12 protein-coding genes are annotated in these 13,078 nt (G+C 57.1%); 6 read left to right on the top strand and 6 right to left on the bottom strand.

All coding sequences use genetic code 11. The annotated features are described in order from the left end of the window. Positions 1-606: 606 nt before the first annotated feature. The 3 genes from AB5Y83_RS12655 to AB5Y83_RS12645 all read right to left on the bottom strand — a co-directional run bounded on the left by AB5Y83_RS12655 (position 607) and on the right by AB5Y83_RS12645 (position 3,278). Positions 607-945: a hypothetical protein gene (locus AB5Y83_RS12655; protein ID WP_139429151.1), complete on the bottom strand. Its 339-nt coding sequence runs from the start codon at positions 943-945 to the stop codon at positions 607-609. Between the two features lie 372 nt (positions 946-1,317). Then, a complete protein-coding gene (locus AB5Y83_RS12650; protein WP_257725097.1) occupies positions 1,318-2,595 on the bottom strand; it encodes a tyrosine-type recombinase/integrase in 1,278 nt (425 codons plus the stop codon). Positions 2,596-2,975: 380 nt separating this feature from the next. Next, the gene (locus AB5Y83_RS12645) at positions 2,976-3,278 is read right to left on the bottom strand and encodes a YebG family protein (protein ID WP_005360490.1); all 303 of its coding nucleotides are present in this window, start codon (positions 3,276-3,278) and stop codon (positions 2,976-2,978) included. Positions 3,279-3,448: 170 nt separating this feature from the next. Between AB5Y83_RS12645 and AB5Y83_RS12640 the strand changes: the two genes are divergently transcribed. Continuing rightward, on the top strand, positions 3,449-4,324 hold the full coding sequence (locus AB5Y83_RS12640; protein ID WP_064336075.1) for a triacylglycerol lipase: 876 nt from the start codon (positions 3,449-3,451) through the stop codon (positions 4,322-4,324). 89 nt (positions 4,325-4,413) lie between these two features. On the opposite strand, the gene AB5Y83_RS12635 is transcribed toward AB5Y83_RS12640, so the two are convergent. Beyond that, positions 4,414-6,387: an SDR family oxidoreductase gene (locus AB5Y83_RS12635; RefSeq protein ID WP_368175269.1), complete on the bottom strand. Its 1,974-nt coding sequence runs from the start codon at positions 6,385-6,387 to the stop codon at positions 4,414-4,416. 248 nt (positions 6,388-6,635) lie between these two features. Between AB5Y83_RS12635 and AB5Y83_RS12630 the strand changes: the two genes are divergently transcribed. The 4 genes from AB5Y83_RS12630 (at position 6,636) to AB5Y83_RS12615 (ending at position 9,947) form a co-directional block, all read left to right on the top strand. Next, positions 6,636-7,208 (top strand): phasin family protein, encoded by a 573-nt coding sequence (locus AB5Y83_RS12630; protein ID WP_005333118.1) that lies wholly within the window; start codon positions 6,636-6,638, stop codon positions 7,206-7,208. Between the two features lie 94 nt (positions 7,209-7,302). Next, the gene (locus AB5Y83_RS12625) at positions 7,303-8,490 is read left to right on the top strand and encodes a patatin-like phospholipase family protein (protein ID WP_075114813.1); all 1,188 of its coding nucleotides are present in this window, start codon (positions 7,303-7,305) and stop codon (positions 8,488-8,490) included. 1 nt (position 8,491) lies between these two features. After that, complete coding sequence (locus tag AB5Y83_RS12620) at positions 8,492-9,133, top strand: TetR/AcrR family transcriptional regulator (protein ID WP_279487690.1); 642 nt, start codon at positions 8,492-8,494, stop codon at positions 9,131-9,133. 25 nt (positions 9,134-9,158) lie between these two features. Continuing rightward, a complete protein-coding gene (locus AB5Y83_RS12615) occupies positions 9,159-9,947 on the top strand; it encodes a hypothetical protein (RefSeq protein ID WP_323889209.1) in 789 nt (262 codons plus the stop codon). 115 nt (positions 9,948-10,062) lie between these two features. On the opposite strand, the gene AB5Y83_RS12610 is transcribed toward AB5Y83_RS12615, so the two are convergent. Beyond that, a complete protein-coding gene (locus AB5Y83_RS12610; protein WP_368175268.1) occupies positions 10,063-11,493 on the bottom strand; it encodes a wax ester/triacylglycerol synthase family O-acyltransferase in 1,431 nt (476 codons plus the stop codon). Between the two features lie 255 nt (positions 11,494-11,748). Then, positions 11,749-12,081: a polyhydroxyalkanoic acid system family protein gene (locus AB5Y83_RS12605; RefSeq protein ID WP_368175267.1), complete on the bottom strand. Its 333-nt coding sequence runs from the start codon at positions 12,079-12,081 to the stop codon at positions 11,749-11,751. A 259-nt stretch (positions 12,082-12,340) separates the two neighbouring features. On the opposite strand from AB5Y83_RS12605, the gene AB5Y83_RS12600 reads away from it, so the two are divergent. Next, the gene (locus tag AB5Y83_RS12600; RefSeq protein WP_236400003.1) at positions 12,341-13,069 is read left to right on the top strand and encodes a hypothetical protein; all 729 of its coding nucleotides are present in this window, start codon (positions 12,341-12,343) and stop codon (positions 13,067-13,069) included. Positions 13,070-13,078: the final 9 nt, after the last annotated feature.

The raw sequence follows: 13,078 nt of genomic DNA, 5'->3' as shown, positions 1-13,078 counted from the left end.
CTCCTAAGGGTTGATTTGATGGCTGTTGAATTACAAAAGCCATCATACTGTGTGCATAATCAGTAGCAAAGGAGGCTAATGCCGATAACCCCATTTATCGGCATCATTGTGAGAGATAACAAGGCTTGTTGAAAGCAGTAGCCCGCAGCTTTTCCTTAGCTTAAAGGTTCGGAAATCGATCAGGATCGAGGCTACACACAGACCTCCAGCAATCTGACTGCCCAAGCAGAAGGACAATATCTGGTTGATTCCTCCTGCAGATGCTCTTGCAGCGACAACAGAATAACACAGTCAACCGCCCTGCCCCACATCACCGAAATGTCCCATTTTGAGACAAGAGTTCACTATTAAATCAATACGTTGTGCGGAATCCCCCTCACTTATTGAGCGTTATGTTTGATTTTCACCGTTATAACTATCGTCATTACCGTGAATATTCTTAGAAATATCTGTCCCCTACTTGAGAGGTCTCTCTCTGGAAATATTGATACTCCCTCTTGTAATACAAGCTATTAAAATGCCAACTATTGCGATAGATTCCCCTCCCCTTAATCCTCATGGCTTATTGTTGTGGCCAGCATGATTGCGACTTTTTTGGAAGTCGGGTCAATTCATATTCAAGACACGTTTGGCGATGGCCAATGTGGGTGGCTGGCAGGTCAAGTAGAGGTTGCTGTTGAACTGCTGCAATATACGTTTGAGCTCGTTCATATCATCGGGATGGAGGGTTAAGGACCAGAGCGCTCTGGGCTGGCCGTGATGGAGGCCATTGGTATAGATAATGGTGCAATCTTCGATACGCAACTCTTTGCAGTGGGCCTCCATCTGCAGGCCCACATCCGGAAACCAGATATGCAGTGTGCCTGAAGAGATAAAGGTGAACTGGGCCATGAGCGACCCTTTGCCAACGATCCTGAAGGTCTTTTCCACCACTGCCACTTGCATACCCGCTCCTTGGTAGATCGTTAATATTGATATCAATATCACCAATGATGACTGGATATGCAAGTGTGATAACAAGGAGCTGTTCAACCGAATATGATTGCTTCCGGCATGTTACTTAGCTTTCGGCATCGGGTGTTCTCGGTGTTTCAGCAAGCAATTCCGTTTTTTGCTTCTCTGTTACGCGATAAATATGTATGCCGCAGATGGCAAGGAGCCTGTTCTGAATCATCATGTGAGCCAAAAATATTCCCTGAACCGATTGCCATCCAGAGAAGTACAACATCGCCGCACCAACTTCTATGACATCCCAAACAAGCCAATCTGTGTTCTAAGAGCAGTCAATAAAAATCAGGAATCATGTCACGTTGTTCGTTAGTCATTGTGAGTGTTATCTCTCACATGTTGGTTCAATCGGTCCAGCGGCTTTTGCTGGGCGCTCTCATGTCGTTCACTGTTGCTGGTGTGCAGGTATTTCGAAGTGGTGTCGATGCTGTCATGTCCTGCATCGGCTTGTACGTGGGAAAGCGGTCGACCATGCAGGTTGATGTCATGGGTGATCCCGGTGTGGCGGATCGCATGGGGAGAGAGTTGCCGCATTTCGGCCGCATCCTGGACAAATCCATCCTGCTCTGCCAATTCTGCGCCTTTACCGATGATCACCATGATCAAATCCCGTAGCTGGCGAATTCCAAGGTTGGCGTTGAGTTCCCCCTGATCGCGACCATGTGCTGCCGCTTTATGGCGAACGAACAGTGGTGTCTGTTCATCCGGTGTCGGCAAGGGAGAGAGACCGAGGAAGCGGCGGTAGCGTTCGAGTGCCGCCAGCAGCGCTTGGGATACCGCTACGGTACGCCGTTTGCCCCCTTTGCTTTGCGGAATAAAGTAGCCCCAGACGCCGGTTTTGCGATCCCGCCTGAACTGCCCCATCACAGGGGTAAAGCCCGGTCGGGCAGCAACCTCAGAGATCCGCAGATAGCAGGCGTACATCAGAATGGTGAGAAAACGGCTGCGCTCGTGTTGCTCCGGATGGTCGTTGGCAAGGGTGTCGGCGGCCTGCATCACGTATGACCACTGCAACTCGCTGAAGGCCTGCACCTGATCATCGGCTTCCAGCTGTTGCGGCCGTTTGACCCGCTGCAGCAGCAGAGCGGGATTCCTGTCCATGTACTCCTCCTGGATCAGAAACTGGAAGAAGGCCGACAAGATGGCGAGTTTGGTCTTCATCGCCTGCTCGCTCAGGCGATAGGGCAAGGTGCGGCCCAGCTCCCGTTTGCCCAAAAACGGACGCCATTGCGGGTTGGGCAACCGCTCCCCCCACTCCTTGTCGAGGACAAATTGTGCCACGTTGCGATAGGCGATCAACTCTTCAGGGGGGGACTGACAGTAGTCGAGATAGCGGATCATGATGCGGCGAGTGAGATCTTTCGGGCTGATGGCCGCCTCGCGAAAGCACCAGTGCAAAAAAGTGGTCAGTTCGCTGCGATAGGTTTTGTAGTTGTTTTCGCTGTTGCGCTGCTCCAGCAGCCAATCGACCGCCAGTTCGTAAACCAGACCGGCATCGGGTACATCGTTGAGGCTGAGGTTGGCAAGGTGCTGATTGACCTGTGGGTTACCGGCTTCCAGATAGATAAGGCTGTCAAACAGCGGCATGGCTGGCGGCAAGGATAATGGTTGTTGAGTCATGGTGTTGCTTGTTGATGCTGAGATGAATCGATATGAGCCTGTGAGCCGAGTTGCTAGAAAAGGGCTCGTGATAGATGAATGCGGCTTCTATTGGGATTGGTACTACCTCTTGTTGTTGCTGATTAAGGTCACCAGGAGCGATCTGGATAACGTTCTCTCCACTGTTTGCTCATTATTTCCTCATAGATCTGACTGATGTCGCGCAGTGGTGCACGCTATTCAGTTATGCATTGGATATGCACCGTTGTTAGAAAATTCTCGGGGTAAATAGCCGTAAAAATGGTTTTAAATGCAAACAAAGTGAATGAGGCGAGCTGTTTATCCCGAGAAATAGCAGGTCTGTGCAATCAGGCCACCTGCTTTAGTGGCTTCTCCTTGCGCTTGGCTGCTGGGGCCTCTTCCTCTTTCGTGCCTGCTTGAACCTTGCCGCCGCGCAGCAGGGTTTGCAGCACATCGCGTTGTTCTGCCAGGTAGAATGCCAGACTCTCTTGCTGCTCTGGGGCCAGCTCGAGCGGGGCGCCAGCCAACAGGGTCATCAACTCGTCGGCCGTATCCAGCAGCTTGTCATAGGCATCGGCCTCTTTTTTGCTGGCAAAGGTCATTTTTTCCACTCCCCCACGAACAACCACATATTTGATCTCGACAGCCATGATGGCCTCCTCTTGGTGATGATGGATAGAGTATATGTATGGATATACAGTATTGCAAGTAACCTCACCGGAAAAGAGTTCGCCGGGGTTTAGCGACAAAAGCCGTGCTGGATCAAGCTGTCTCAAAGTGCCATTTGACTTCCACGCCTGACTGGTCGGATCATGGCCTTATGACGATCGTACGACACCTGTTTATCCTGCTGATGGTAGAGGTGCTGCTCCTCGGGAGTATCGCCCACTTGGTCGTGGGACTCCCCTGGCTGCTGACCCTGCTGTTTGTGGTGTTTGCCCTGTTTGGGTTGCGTTGTCTGGTGGTGCTCGGCAGCTGGCTCTTTACCCGCTTCTACCCCTCCCCGGCTATCGGCCCCTGGCGCAGGGTGAAGATGATGGCGCAGGAGATGTTGGCCTACCTCTACACCTTCACCTTGTTGTTACCGTTCGAGCCTTTGCTGATGGCACCCGATCGGCTGCGTCCGTGCCAGCGCCCCGTATTGCTGGTGCATGGTTACGGTTGCAGTCGCGGGATCTGGCGCACCCAGCGCGCCCGACTGGAGGCTGCAGGCCATGTGGTTGCTACCATTACCCTGATGCCACCATTTGGTCATATTGATGAGATGGTGCCACTGCTGGCCACCCGGATTGACGATGTGCTGGCGCAGACCGGGGCTGACAAGCTGGTGCTGGTCGGTCACAGCATGGGGGGGCTGGTCTGCCGCGACTATCTGGCTATCCATGGCGGTGACAAGGTAGATCGCCTGATCACCCTGGCCACCCCCCATCAGGGCAGTCAGCTTGCCGCCCTTGGGCTTGGGGCCAATGCCCGCGAGATGGAGCCCGGTTCCGGCTGGTTGCAGCGTTTCGCTTCGGTGCCGCTTTGCGTACCCGGCATCTCGGTGCGCACCAGTCACGACAATGTGGTGATGCCGCAGGAGCGGCAACGATTGGCGGGAATGGAAGATATCGAGTTACCTGCCATTGGCCATCTCTCTCTGCTCTACTCCCGCCGCACGACAGATCTGCTGCTTGATCTGTTGTCCCGAGTCTGACCCTCCTTATTCGTCCTTCACTGTTGTTCCAAATAAAACAGGAGCCTGATTGCTCAGGCCCCTGTTGATCTCTTTATTGCATCACCCGGTTAGAAGTGTATCCCCTTGATCAGGGTCGAGACGGCAACCTGATCGGCGGTCGCCTTGGATTTGTCGCCATCCTTGGGATCGGCAAAGGTGCGGAAGCTGGTATTCATGATCACCTGCGCAACGCGAGGTGCCAGAGCATGCACCACCTGACCAAACACCCCGAGGCGAGTGGCCAGACGAACGTGCTTGTTGATGATGGTATCGCACACCAGATCGGCCGCCTCTTCCGGCGTCATCATCGGCACCTGCTCATAGACCTTGGTCGGTGCGACCATCGGCGTTTTCACCAGCGGCATATTGATGATGGAGAAGCTGACCCCCTTGTCGGCAAACTCGGAGGCGGCGGTACGCACCCAGGCATCGAGGGCCGACTTGGAGGCAACATAGGCGGAGAAGCGCGGCGCATTGGTCAACACCCCGATGGAGGAGATGTTGATGATGTGCCCTTTTTTCTTCTCGATCATGGTGGGTAGCACCCCCATGATCACCTTGAGCGCGCCAAAGTAGTTGAGCTGCATGGTGCGCTCCAGATCGTGGAAGCGATCGAAGGAGTCCTCGATGGAGCGACGGATGGAGCGGCCGGCATTGTTGACCAGAATATCGACGCCACCGTGCTCGGCCACGATGCGAGCGGTGATCTCCTCGGCCTGCGCCAGATTGGAGAGATCCCCCTGATAGATCTCGATGGTCAGCCCCAGCTCGGCAAACTCCGCTTTAGTCTCGGCAATCTTCTGCTCGTCGCGGGCGATGGTAACGACGTTGGCCCCCGCCCCCGCCAGCTTGCGCGCGGTTGCACGGCCGATACCGGAGGTGGCCCCGGTCACCAGCACCACCTTGCCCTCGACCCGACCACGCAGGGAGCGATCGATGAAGAGCTCCGGGTCGAGGTGGCGCTCCCAGTAATCCCACAGACGCCAGGCGTAGCTGTGCAGCGGCGGCACTTCGATACCGGTCCCTTTCAGTACCCGCTGGGTTTCGCGACTGTCGAAACGGGTGGGATAGCTGATAAGGCGGAACACATCCTTGGGCAGACCCAGATCGGCGATGGCGGCATCGCGGATACGGCGCACCGGCGCCATGGTCATCAGCATGGCGGTCAGGTGGCGGGGAATGAAATTAAAGAGAGAAGCGTTGATGCGGATCGCAGGCTCTGGTGCATGGGCGGCGCGGGAGAAGGTGCTCAGCATGTCGCCAACCCGCATCGGGTTGGGGTCGGTCAGGTGGAAGGTCTTGTTCTCCTCGCCCTCTTGATGGGCGATATGCACCATGGCATCGACCACAAAGTTGACCGGCACGATATTGATGCGCCCGCCCTCAACCCCGATGGCCGGCATCCAGGGCGGCAGCAGACGGCGCAGCTTCTGGATGGTCTTGAAGAAGTAGTAAGGGCCGTCGATCTTGTCCATCTCGCCGGTGTTGGAGTCACCGACAACGATCCCCGGTCGATAGACTCGCCACGGAACTGTGCACTCATTGCGCACAATCCCTTCCGCTTCGTGCTTGGTCTGGAAGTAAGGCATGTCGAGGTGCTCTGCCTCATCGAACATGTCCTCGCGAAACAGACCGTCGAACAGACCCGCTGCAGCGATGGAGCTGCAGTGGTGGAACTGTCCAGCCCCCAGCCGCTCGGCAAGTTGAACAGCCTGACGGGTCCCTTCGGTGTTGACCTGCTGCTGGATCCCAGCCTTGGCGTTCAGATCATAGATGGCAGCCAGATGGAAGAAGTGGTCTATCTTGCCGATCAACTGCTCCTGCATCTCGACCGATACCCCCAGCAGCGGTTGCGTCATGTCGCCAAAAACCGGGACTGCACGCGATTCATCCACATTCCAGAATGCAAATAACTCCGGCAATTTATCCTGATGAGAGGCGCGCATCAGAAAATAGACGATACAGTCGGGATGCTGTTGGAATAACTTTTTGATCAATCGACGCCCGATAAAACCACTACCGCCAGTAATGAAATAGTTCATAAAGAGAATCCTGCTACTGATTAGGGTGTTACTAGGTTGTTAGATATATCACGATTCATATGGGAATCCGCAATTTGATTGTCGGTTCGTGAGCAAACCCTAATTTCGGTGGTGTGCCTGTTCCGTTATTAGGTAGAACCCTCTATTTTTTCTCCCTAGACTGAAGTTGAAAAATCAGTAATGCCACAACCCGATTGCAGTTTCGTTGTCGCCATTACATTTAACTGTCGTTATTCAAGGAGAAGATCATGGCTAAGAAATTGAAAGCGCTGGCAGGGTCAGTGACCGACAACCAACTCACCTCCACCATCAAGGAGTCCACCCAGCAGATCTGGTTGGCGGGTCTGGGTGCCTATGCCAAGGCGCAGGAAGAGGGTGGCAAGATCTTTGAAGCGCTGGTGCAGGAAGGGGAAGCATTGCAGGCCAAAACCCGTCAGAGCGCAGATGAGAAGATTGCCGCTGTGACCGACAAGACCGCCAATACCTGGGGCCGTCTGGAGCAGGTGTTTGAAGATCGCGTGGCCCGCGCTGTGGCCAGCCTCGGCATCCCGACCCGCAAGGATATCGACAAGCTCTCCAAGCGCATGGCCGAGCTGACCGACGTGGTCCAGCAACTGCTGGATGCACAGGAAGAGGAAGCCCCGGCCGCAGAAGCCAAACCGGCTGCCGCCAAAAAGCCCGCGGCCCGCAAGCCTCCGGTAAAGAAGGCACCGGTAGCCAAGGCTAAAGAGGCCGTGGTTGAGCAGGCTGCCGATCTCCTCTCCGCAGCGGAAGATGCGGTGAAAGAGGTGAAGGCCAAAGCAGAGAGCGTCCTGCCCTGATCCCTCGCGGTGACGGAAGGTGATTGATACCGGCCCATGCCCTGCGCTGGGCCGGTCTTGTCATGGTGAATGTCATGGATGGGGAGGCAACGCTATGAGTACCATCGCAATTGCCCTTGCTGGCGGCGGGCCGCTGGGCGGCATCTACGAGATCGGTGCCTGCGCAGCCCTCTCTGACAGCATCAACGGCCTGCGCCTTGACCATGCCGACATCTATGTTGGCGTCAGTTCGGGGGCCGTGGTGGCATCGGCGCTGGCCAACGGTATCTCGCCGGCTAAGCTGGTGCGGATCCTGCTCAGCGATGATTCGGGGGAGATGTTTGACCCGGCCACCTTGCTGCGCCCCGCCTTTCGTGAATATGCCGACCGCCTGACCTCGATCCCGCCACTGGCGTGGCAGAGTCTGACCTACTATCTGGCGGCCCCCTGGAAGCGCAGCCTGTTTGAGTCGTTGCAGGGACTCTCCAAGGCCATTCCGACCGGGCTGTTCGACAACCGCGGGGTAGATCGCACCCTGACACAGTTTTTTTCTCGCCCCGGCCGTAGCAATGATTTTCGCCAGCTGCGCAGCCGACTGTTTGTGGTCGCTACCGAGCTCGATACCGGCCATCCGGTCGCCTTCGGCAGCCCGGGGCTCGATGACGTGCCCATCTCGGCGGCGGTACAGGCGTCGGCCGCCCTGCCCGGCCTCTTTCCCCCTTCATTGATTAACGGGCGTTACTATGTGGACGGGGCGCTGATCAAGACTCTGCACGCTTCAGTAGCGCTGGAAGAGGGGGCGGATCTGGTGTTCTGCATCAATCCGCTGGTGCCCTATGATGCGGACATGGCCGCCGGCGCGCCCACCAATCTGGTGGACAGCGGTCTGCCGGTGGTGCTGGCCCAGACCTTTCGCGCCATCATCCACTCCCGCATGCATGTGGGGATGGATCGCTATCGCCACCAATATCCCGACGCCGACGCCTTGCTGTTTGAACCCTCTTCTGCCGATGGCGAGATGTTCTTCACCAATGTGTTCAGTTATCGGGATCGCCGCCGCCTCTGCGAGCACGCTTACCAGCATACCCGCCGCGATCTCTGGCAGCGCCGTGACGAGCTGGCGCCGGTGCTGGCCAAGCATGGCCTCGAGCTCAATCTGGCTGCGCTGGCCGATGAAGATCGCACCCTGCTGGCCCCCGGCATTGGCTCAGTCGCCGCCCTCGACAAGTCGCTGGAGCAGTTGCAGCACTGGCTTGCCAAACGCTATCGCCACGGCGTGCGCCGTTCATCACCAAAGGAGTAGCATGGATCGCAAACCCAAACGCCGTACCCGGGAGCGGATCCTGACCACTGCCCTCGCCTGCTTCAATCGACAAGGGGAACCCTGCGTCACCACCTCGGCCATTGCGGCCGAGATGGAGATCAGCCAGGGCAATCTCTACTACCACTTCCACAACAAGGAGGAGATCGTCAACGCCCTGTTCTGCGAATTTGAACAGCAGATGGATCGCCTGCTGGAGGCGGTCAGCACCCCGTCCGATGAGCCAGAAGATATCTGGCTCTTTCTCCACCTGATGTTTGAAGCCATCTGGCAGTACCGTTTCCTCTACTACGATATCGCGACCCTGATGAGTGGTTATCATCAGGTGGAACAGCGCTTTTCCGCCCTGCTGCGCCGCAAGGAGCAGACCGCCATCGCCATTTGCAACCATCTGCAAACGGCTGGGCTGATGGAGGGCACGGCGCAACAAATGCGCACGCTGGCAGCCAATGTGGCGCTGGTGGGCACATTCTGGATCTCTTACCAGCGGGCACTGCACCCCAAGGCGGACGCCGATATCGCCCTCGGCGTCTTTCAGGTGATGCAGCTGGTCGCACCCTATTTGCGGGCCGATGCCCGCGCTCATCTGGGCGCCCTCGCCCACCACTACACCGACAAGGTTTGATTCACATGCTACAGGGAGAACAAGCATGACCACTTCACAACTCGAATTTGTCCCCTTCCCCTACGCGGATGCGGCCTATGACTATGCCGGCCAGAAGCTGGCGGACAACTGGGATCGTCTCCATCAGGGGGATGCCGAACCCTGGCCCGAGGATGAACAGGTGCAGGATGCCTGGCGGGCCTATCATGCCGGGGATTTTGCCCGGGCCGTCGCCCTTGGCGAAGCGGCCGGTGAGGCGGGCCTCAATGTGGCGAACAAAGCGCTGGTGATCCATGCCAGCTATCTGCTGGAAGACAAGTATGCCAAGCGCGCCGCCTTCGAGCGGGCGGCCAGCCATGCCGAGAAGCTGCAAAAACGTCAGCCCAGGAACGCCAACGCCTGGTATTTCCACGCGCTGGCCCTTGGTCGCTACAGTCAGGTGATTTCCATCTCCAAGGCCCTCTCGCAAGGAATTGGCGACAAGATCAAGGTAAGCCTTGAGAAGGCGCTGGAGCTGGCGCCAGATCACGCCGAGGCTCATATCGCCTTTGGCGCCTGGCACGCGGAGATCGTCGACAAGCTGGGGGCCATGATCGGCGGCCTCACCTATGGCGCCAAGAAGGAGGAGTCCGAGCGTCACTTCAAGGAGGCGCTGGCGCTGATCCCCGACTCGGCTATCGCCCGCATGGAGTACGCCAACGCACAGGTGATGCTGCACGGCAAGAGCCGCCTGAAAGCCGCCGAAGCCCTCTATGCCGAAGCGGCCGAGTGCGAACCCATGGATGCCATGGAGCGCCTCGATGTGGAGGCAGCGCGGGAAGAGTTGGAGGATTAACCGCCACTCCTGCCACTAAGAGGTAGTAAAACAAAAGGCCAACCCGCGGGTTGGCCTCTTTTATGATGGGTGCAGTCCGGTTGGCTACGCTGTCACTGGTCGCTCAAATGCTCGCTCAACCGAGCAGCGCATCCAGCCCGTTGGGGTCAAACAGCAGCTCCGGTTCCATCAGCACCAGCAACAGCAGTTGCTCGAACTCCACTGCAAACCGCTCGACCACCCGATCCGGATCCGGTACCAGCTTCTTGTCGGTGATAAGGCCCAGCTGCACCTTGTGATCGTAAGAGAGGATGGAGACGCCGACGCCGATATCCCCCGATTGTGGCACCCAGAACAGCGGCTGACGCAGTCTTGCACCGGCCAGATAGAGGGTCTGCTGCGGGCCAGGCACGTTAGTTATCACCGCGCTGGCCTTGGCCGTGAGCAGCTCGACGGCCTGCTGCTGCACCGCATTGGGGGCCATGCCAAGGGCATGTAACAGGTTGAGCACCACCACGGGTTGCAGCGAGGTGCGCAGCGCCTGCATCCGGTCACGTACGGTATAGAGCCGCTGCAACGGGTGTTCAACATCCAGTGGCAAGTCCAGGGCCACCAGCCCGAAGCGGTTGCCAAGTGCCCCCTCATCATCCGGCGCACGCATATTGACTGGCACCAGGGCGCGGATCTTGACCTTATTGGCATCATCCCCTTTCTCCTGCAGGTAGTGGCGAAACGCCCCTGCGGTGGCGGCGATCAGCAGATCGTTGACCGAGCAGCCCAGAACCTTGCCCACTGCCTTGATATCCGGCAGATCAATTTGCTCCGACCAGGCCACCCGCTTGGTGCTGGTAGTCTTGCCACGCAGGCGGCAGGGTGAATCATCACCGAGGGTGGCGATATTGCACAGCTCGCTCGCCACATCCCGCCCGGTCTTGAGGTAATCCACCGCCTTGGTGGGATGGGTGACCACTTCGACATATTTGGACCAGAGGCTACCGGTCAGCTTGAGACCGGCCCGCACCAGACGGCTGCCCTGGTGGCAATCCTCCTCATCCTCGTCATCGCTGTCATCCAGTGGTTCCGGTGACGGTGGTCGCGGCGCCCCTTCCGGTGTGTTATCCATCATGGTCAGCATGGCCCGAACCAGCGAGAAGCCGTCGCCCATGGCGTGGTGAATGCGCACCACCAGCGCTTGCCCACCCAGCGACGTGTCGGTCAGGTGCATATCCCACAGGGGGCGCTGGTGGTTGAGCGGCGTCGAGGCGAGATCGGCCACCAGCTTCTCCAGCTCCAGCTTGCCTGCTTCACCCGGCAGGATCACTCGCTTGAGGTGCTGATCGAGATCGAAATCGGGATCATGACGCCAGTAGTAGGAGCCCCCCTCCAGCACGGCCCGCTGATGGAAGCGGGGTTGCACCGAAATGGTGTGGTATAATCCGGCCCGCAGACGCGTTTCATCAAGCTCTCCTTCAAACATCAGGACACCGATGATCTGCATCAGGTTGTTGGGTCTGTCCATGCGTAACCAGGCGGTATCGACGCAGGAGATAAATTCACTCAGTGGCATGGTTGTTTCCCTACAAAATGAATTTACCGAGGCGGCAAATTGCTTCTGCCCTCATATCCGGATGAAGGCTTGATGCAATCAGAATGACTTTAATGAGTGCCGACTCGAAATATGAAATAAAGATGAAAGATTACTTACAAAATAGAATCGAGACCTTGCCGAATAATAAATCTGACAAACCATATGGCTTGCCAACTTATTTTAAACAGCCATCGTTTACAGCTGGTTTATTTAAAACCAGTGCAACGAAGAGATTCAAACACGTTTGGGGCAAGGTAAGCGATTGTCGACATAATCGAGGATCTCTTGCTCCAGTACGCTGCGTACTGGCAACAGTATCAAACCAAGATGCACTTCCAGTTCCAGGGTATCTTCGTCCAGGGTGAGAGTGCCATGTACCCCTGAGCCGCGAAAGTGTAGTTCGGTCTCCTCTTCATCTGCCCATTCGCAATCGAGTTGATAGCTCTCGCTCATGTCCGCAGCGATGGCTTCGGCCGCGATCCGGGCGGCGGCCAGTCCCAGCGGATGCTGACGGCTGATCTGAATGATAGAGAGTGCGCTGCTGCCAGCGAGCGAGTTGAAGAACATGGTCGTTACTCTGGGTCATAAGTTAGTTATTGATATTAAACACATGTTCACAACAAATGAAAGGATGGTTCACATAAATGGGACTCACTTAACAGAGTCGAGAGGGATGCAGGCCATCAGCGGGACATGGCATTTATTCCCTCCCCCGTGCGCGCTACACTTGTCACGGAACGGTCAGCAAAAGCTGCTTGTTTTTCATTCACTTGTATCTTCGTATCACCGAATCCCCATCAATGGGCCCAAGGCCAGAGAGCTGTAGATGACGCATCAAGAACATGCCCACGACGACGATAGCACCCTGGGTCGGCTATACCGCCAGCTCAAGCGGGTTGCAGCCTTGCGCGAGCAGATGCGTGCCCACCCGGAAGATCAGCAGGATCGGGATCGGCTACGCCAGTGGCAGGCCGACCGGTTGGGGCGAACCCATCGTGATCTGCTGGAGAGTGACCGCTATGGCCCTGCCGCCGAGTTTTTCCTGACCGATCTCTATGGCCCCGGGGATTGCGCCCGCCGCGATGCGGACGTGATGCGGGTGATACCGACCGCCGAGCGACTGTTGCCGGAGTCCGGCCTCAAGGTGCTGGCGCAGGCGATCGAGCTTGATGCCCTCTCCGAAGAGCTGGATTACCTGATGGTGGTGGCGCTGCGGCGCATTGATGGCATTGATCCCATCACGCCGGACCACTACACCATCGCCTATCGTGCCGTGGGTGAACAGGCGCGCCGGGAACATCAGATTGCGTTGGTGAGCGAGCTTGGCATGACGCTGGACAGACTGGCGAGAAAGCCGCTGGTGGGGGCAACCCTCAAGCTGGTGTCAGGGCCCGCCCATCTGGCGGGGCTGGGCGAGCTCTTCTCCTTTGTCGAGCGCGGCTATCAGGTGTGTCATCAGATGGGGCGTGCCAACGAGTTCCTCGAGACCATCGCCAGTCGTGAGACGGCGATCATGACGGCGCTCTTTAACGGCGACAGCAGTGCGCTTGAGTAAGGCTTATCG

The sequence above is a fragment of the Aeromonas sp. R5-4 genome (assembly GCF_040908215.1).
GTDB lineage: Bacteria > Pseudomonadota > Gammaproteobacteria > Enterobacterales > Aeromonadaceae > Aeromonas > Aeromonas veronii.
This window is presented reverse-complemented; position numbering and strand designations above follow the sequence as displayed.

What these genes read in the sequence shown, in the direction of transcription:
- AB5Y83_RS12655 (WP_139429151.1), bottom strand. Translation starts at nt 945, where the DNA reads ATGCAAGTGGCAGTGGTGGAAAAGACCTTCAGGATCGTTGGCAAAGGG.
- AB5Y83_RS12650 (WP_257725097.1), bottom strand. Translation starts at nt 2,595, where the DNA reads ATGCCGCTGTTTGACAGCCTTATCTATCTGGAAGCCGGTAACCCACAG.
- AB5Y83_RS12645 (WP_005360490.1), bottom strand. Translation starts at nt 3,278, where the DNA reads ATGGCTGTCGAGATCAAATATGTGGTTGTTCGTGGGGGAGTGGAAAAA.
- AB5Y83_RS12640 (WP_064336075.1), top strand. Translation starts at nt 3,449, where the DNA reads ATGACGATCGTACGACACCTGTTTATCCTGCTGATGGTAGAGGTGCTG.
- AB5Y83_RS12635 (WP_368175269.1), bottom strand. Translation starts at nt 6,387, where the DNA reads ATGAACTATTTCATTACTGGCGGTAGTGGTTTTATCGGGCGTCGATTG.
- AB5Y83_RS12630 (WP_005333118.1), top strand. Translation starts at nt 6,636, where the DNA reads ATGGCTAAGAAATTGAAAGCGCTGGCAGGGTCAGTGACCGACAACCAA.
- AB5Y83_RS12625 (WP_075114813.1), top strand. Translation starts at nt 7,303, where the DNA reads ATGAGTACCATCGCAATTGCCCTTGCTGGCGGCGGGCCGCTGGGCGGC.
- AB5Y83_RS12620 (WP_279487690.1), top strand. Translation starts at nt 8,492, where the DNA reads ATGGATCGCAAACCCAAACGCCGTACCCGGGAGCGGATCCTGACCACT.
- AB5Y83_RS12615 (WP_323889209.1), top strand. Translation starts at nt 9,159, where the DNA reads ATGACCACTTCACAACTCGAATTTGTCCCCTTCCCCTACGCGGATGCG.
- AB5Y83_RS12610 (WP_368175268.1), bottom strand. Translation starts at nt 11,493, where the DNA reads ATGCCACTGAGTGAATTTATCTCCTGCGTCGATACCGCCTGGTTACGC.
- AB5Y83_RS12605 (WP_368175267.1), bottom strand. Translation starts at nt 12,081, where the DNA reads ATGTTCTTCAACTCGCTCGCTGGCAGCAGCGCACTCTCTATCATTCAG.
- AB5Y83_RS12600 (WP_236400003.1), top strand. Translation starts at nt 12,341, where the DNA reads ATGACGCATCAAGAACATGCCCACGACGACGATAGCACCCTGGGTCGG.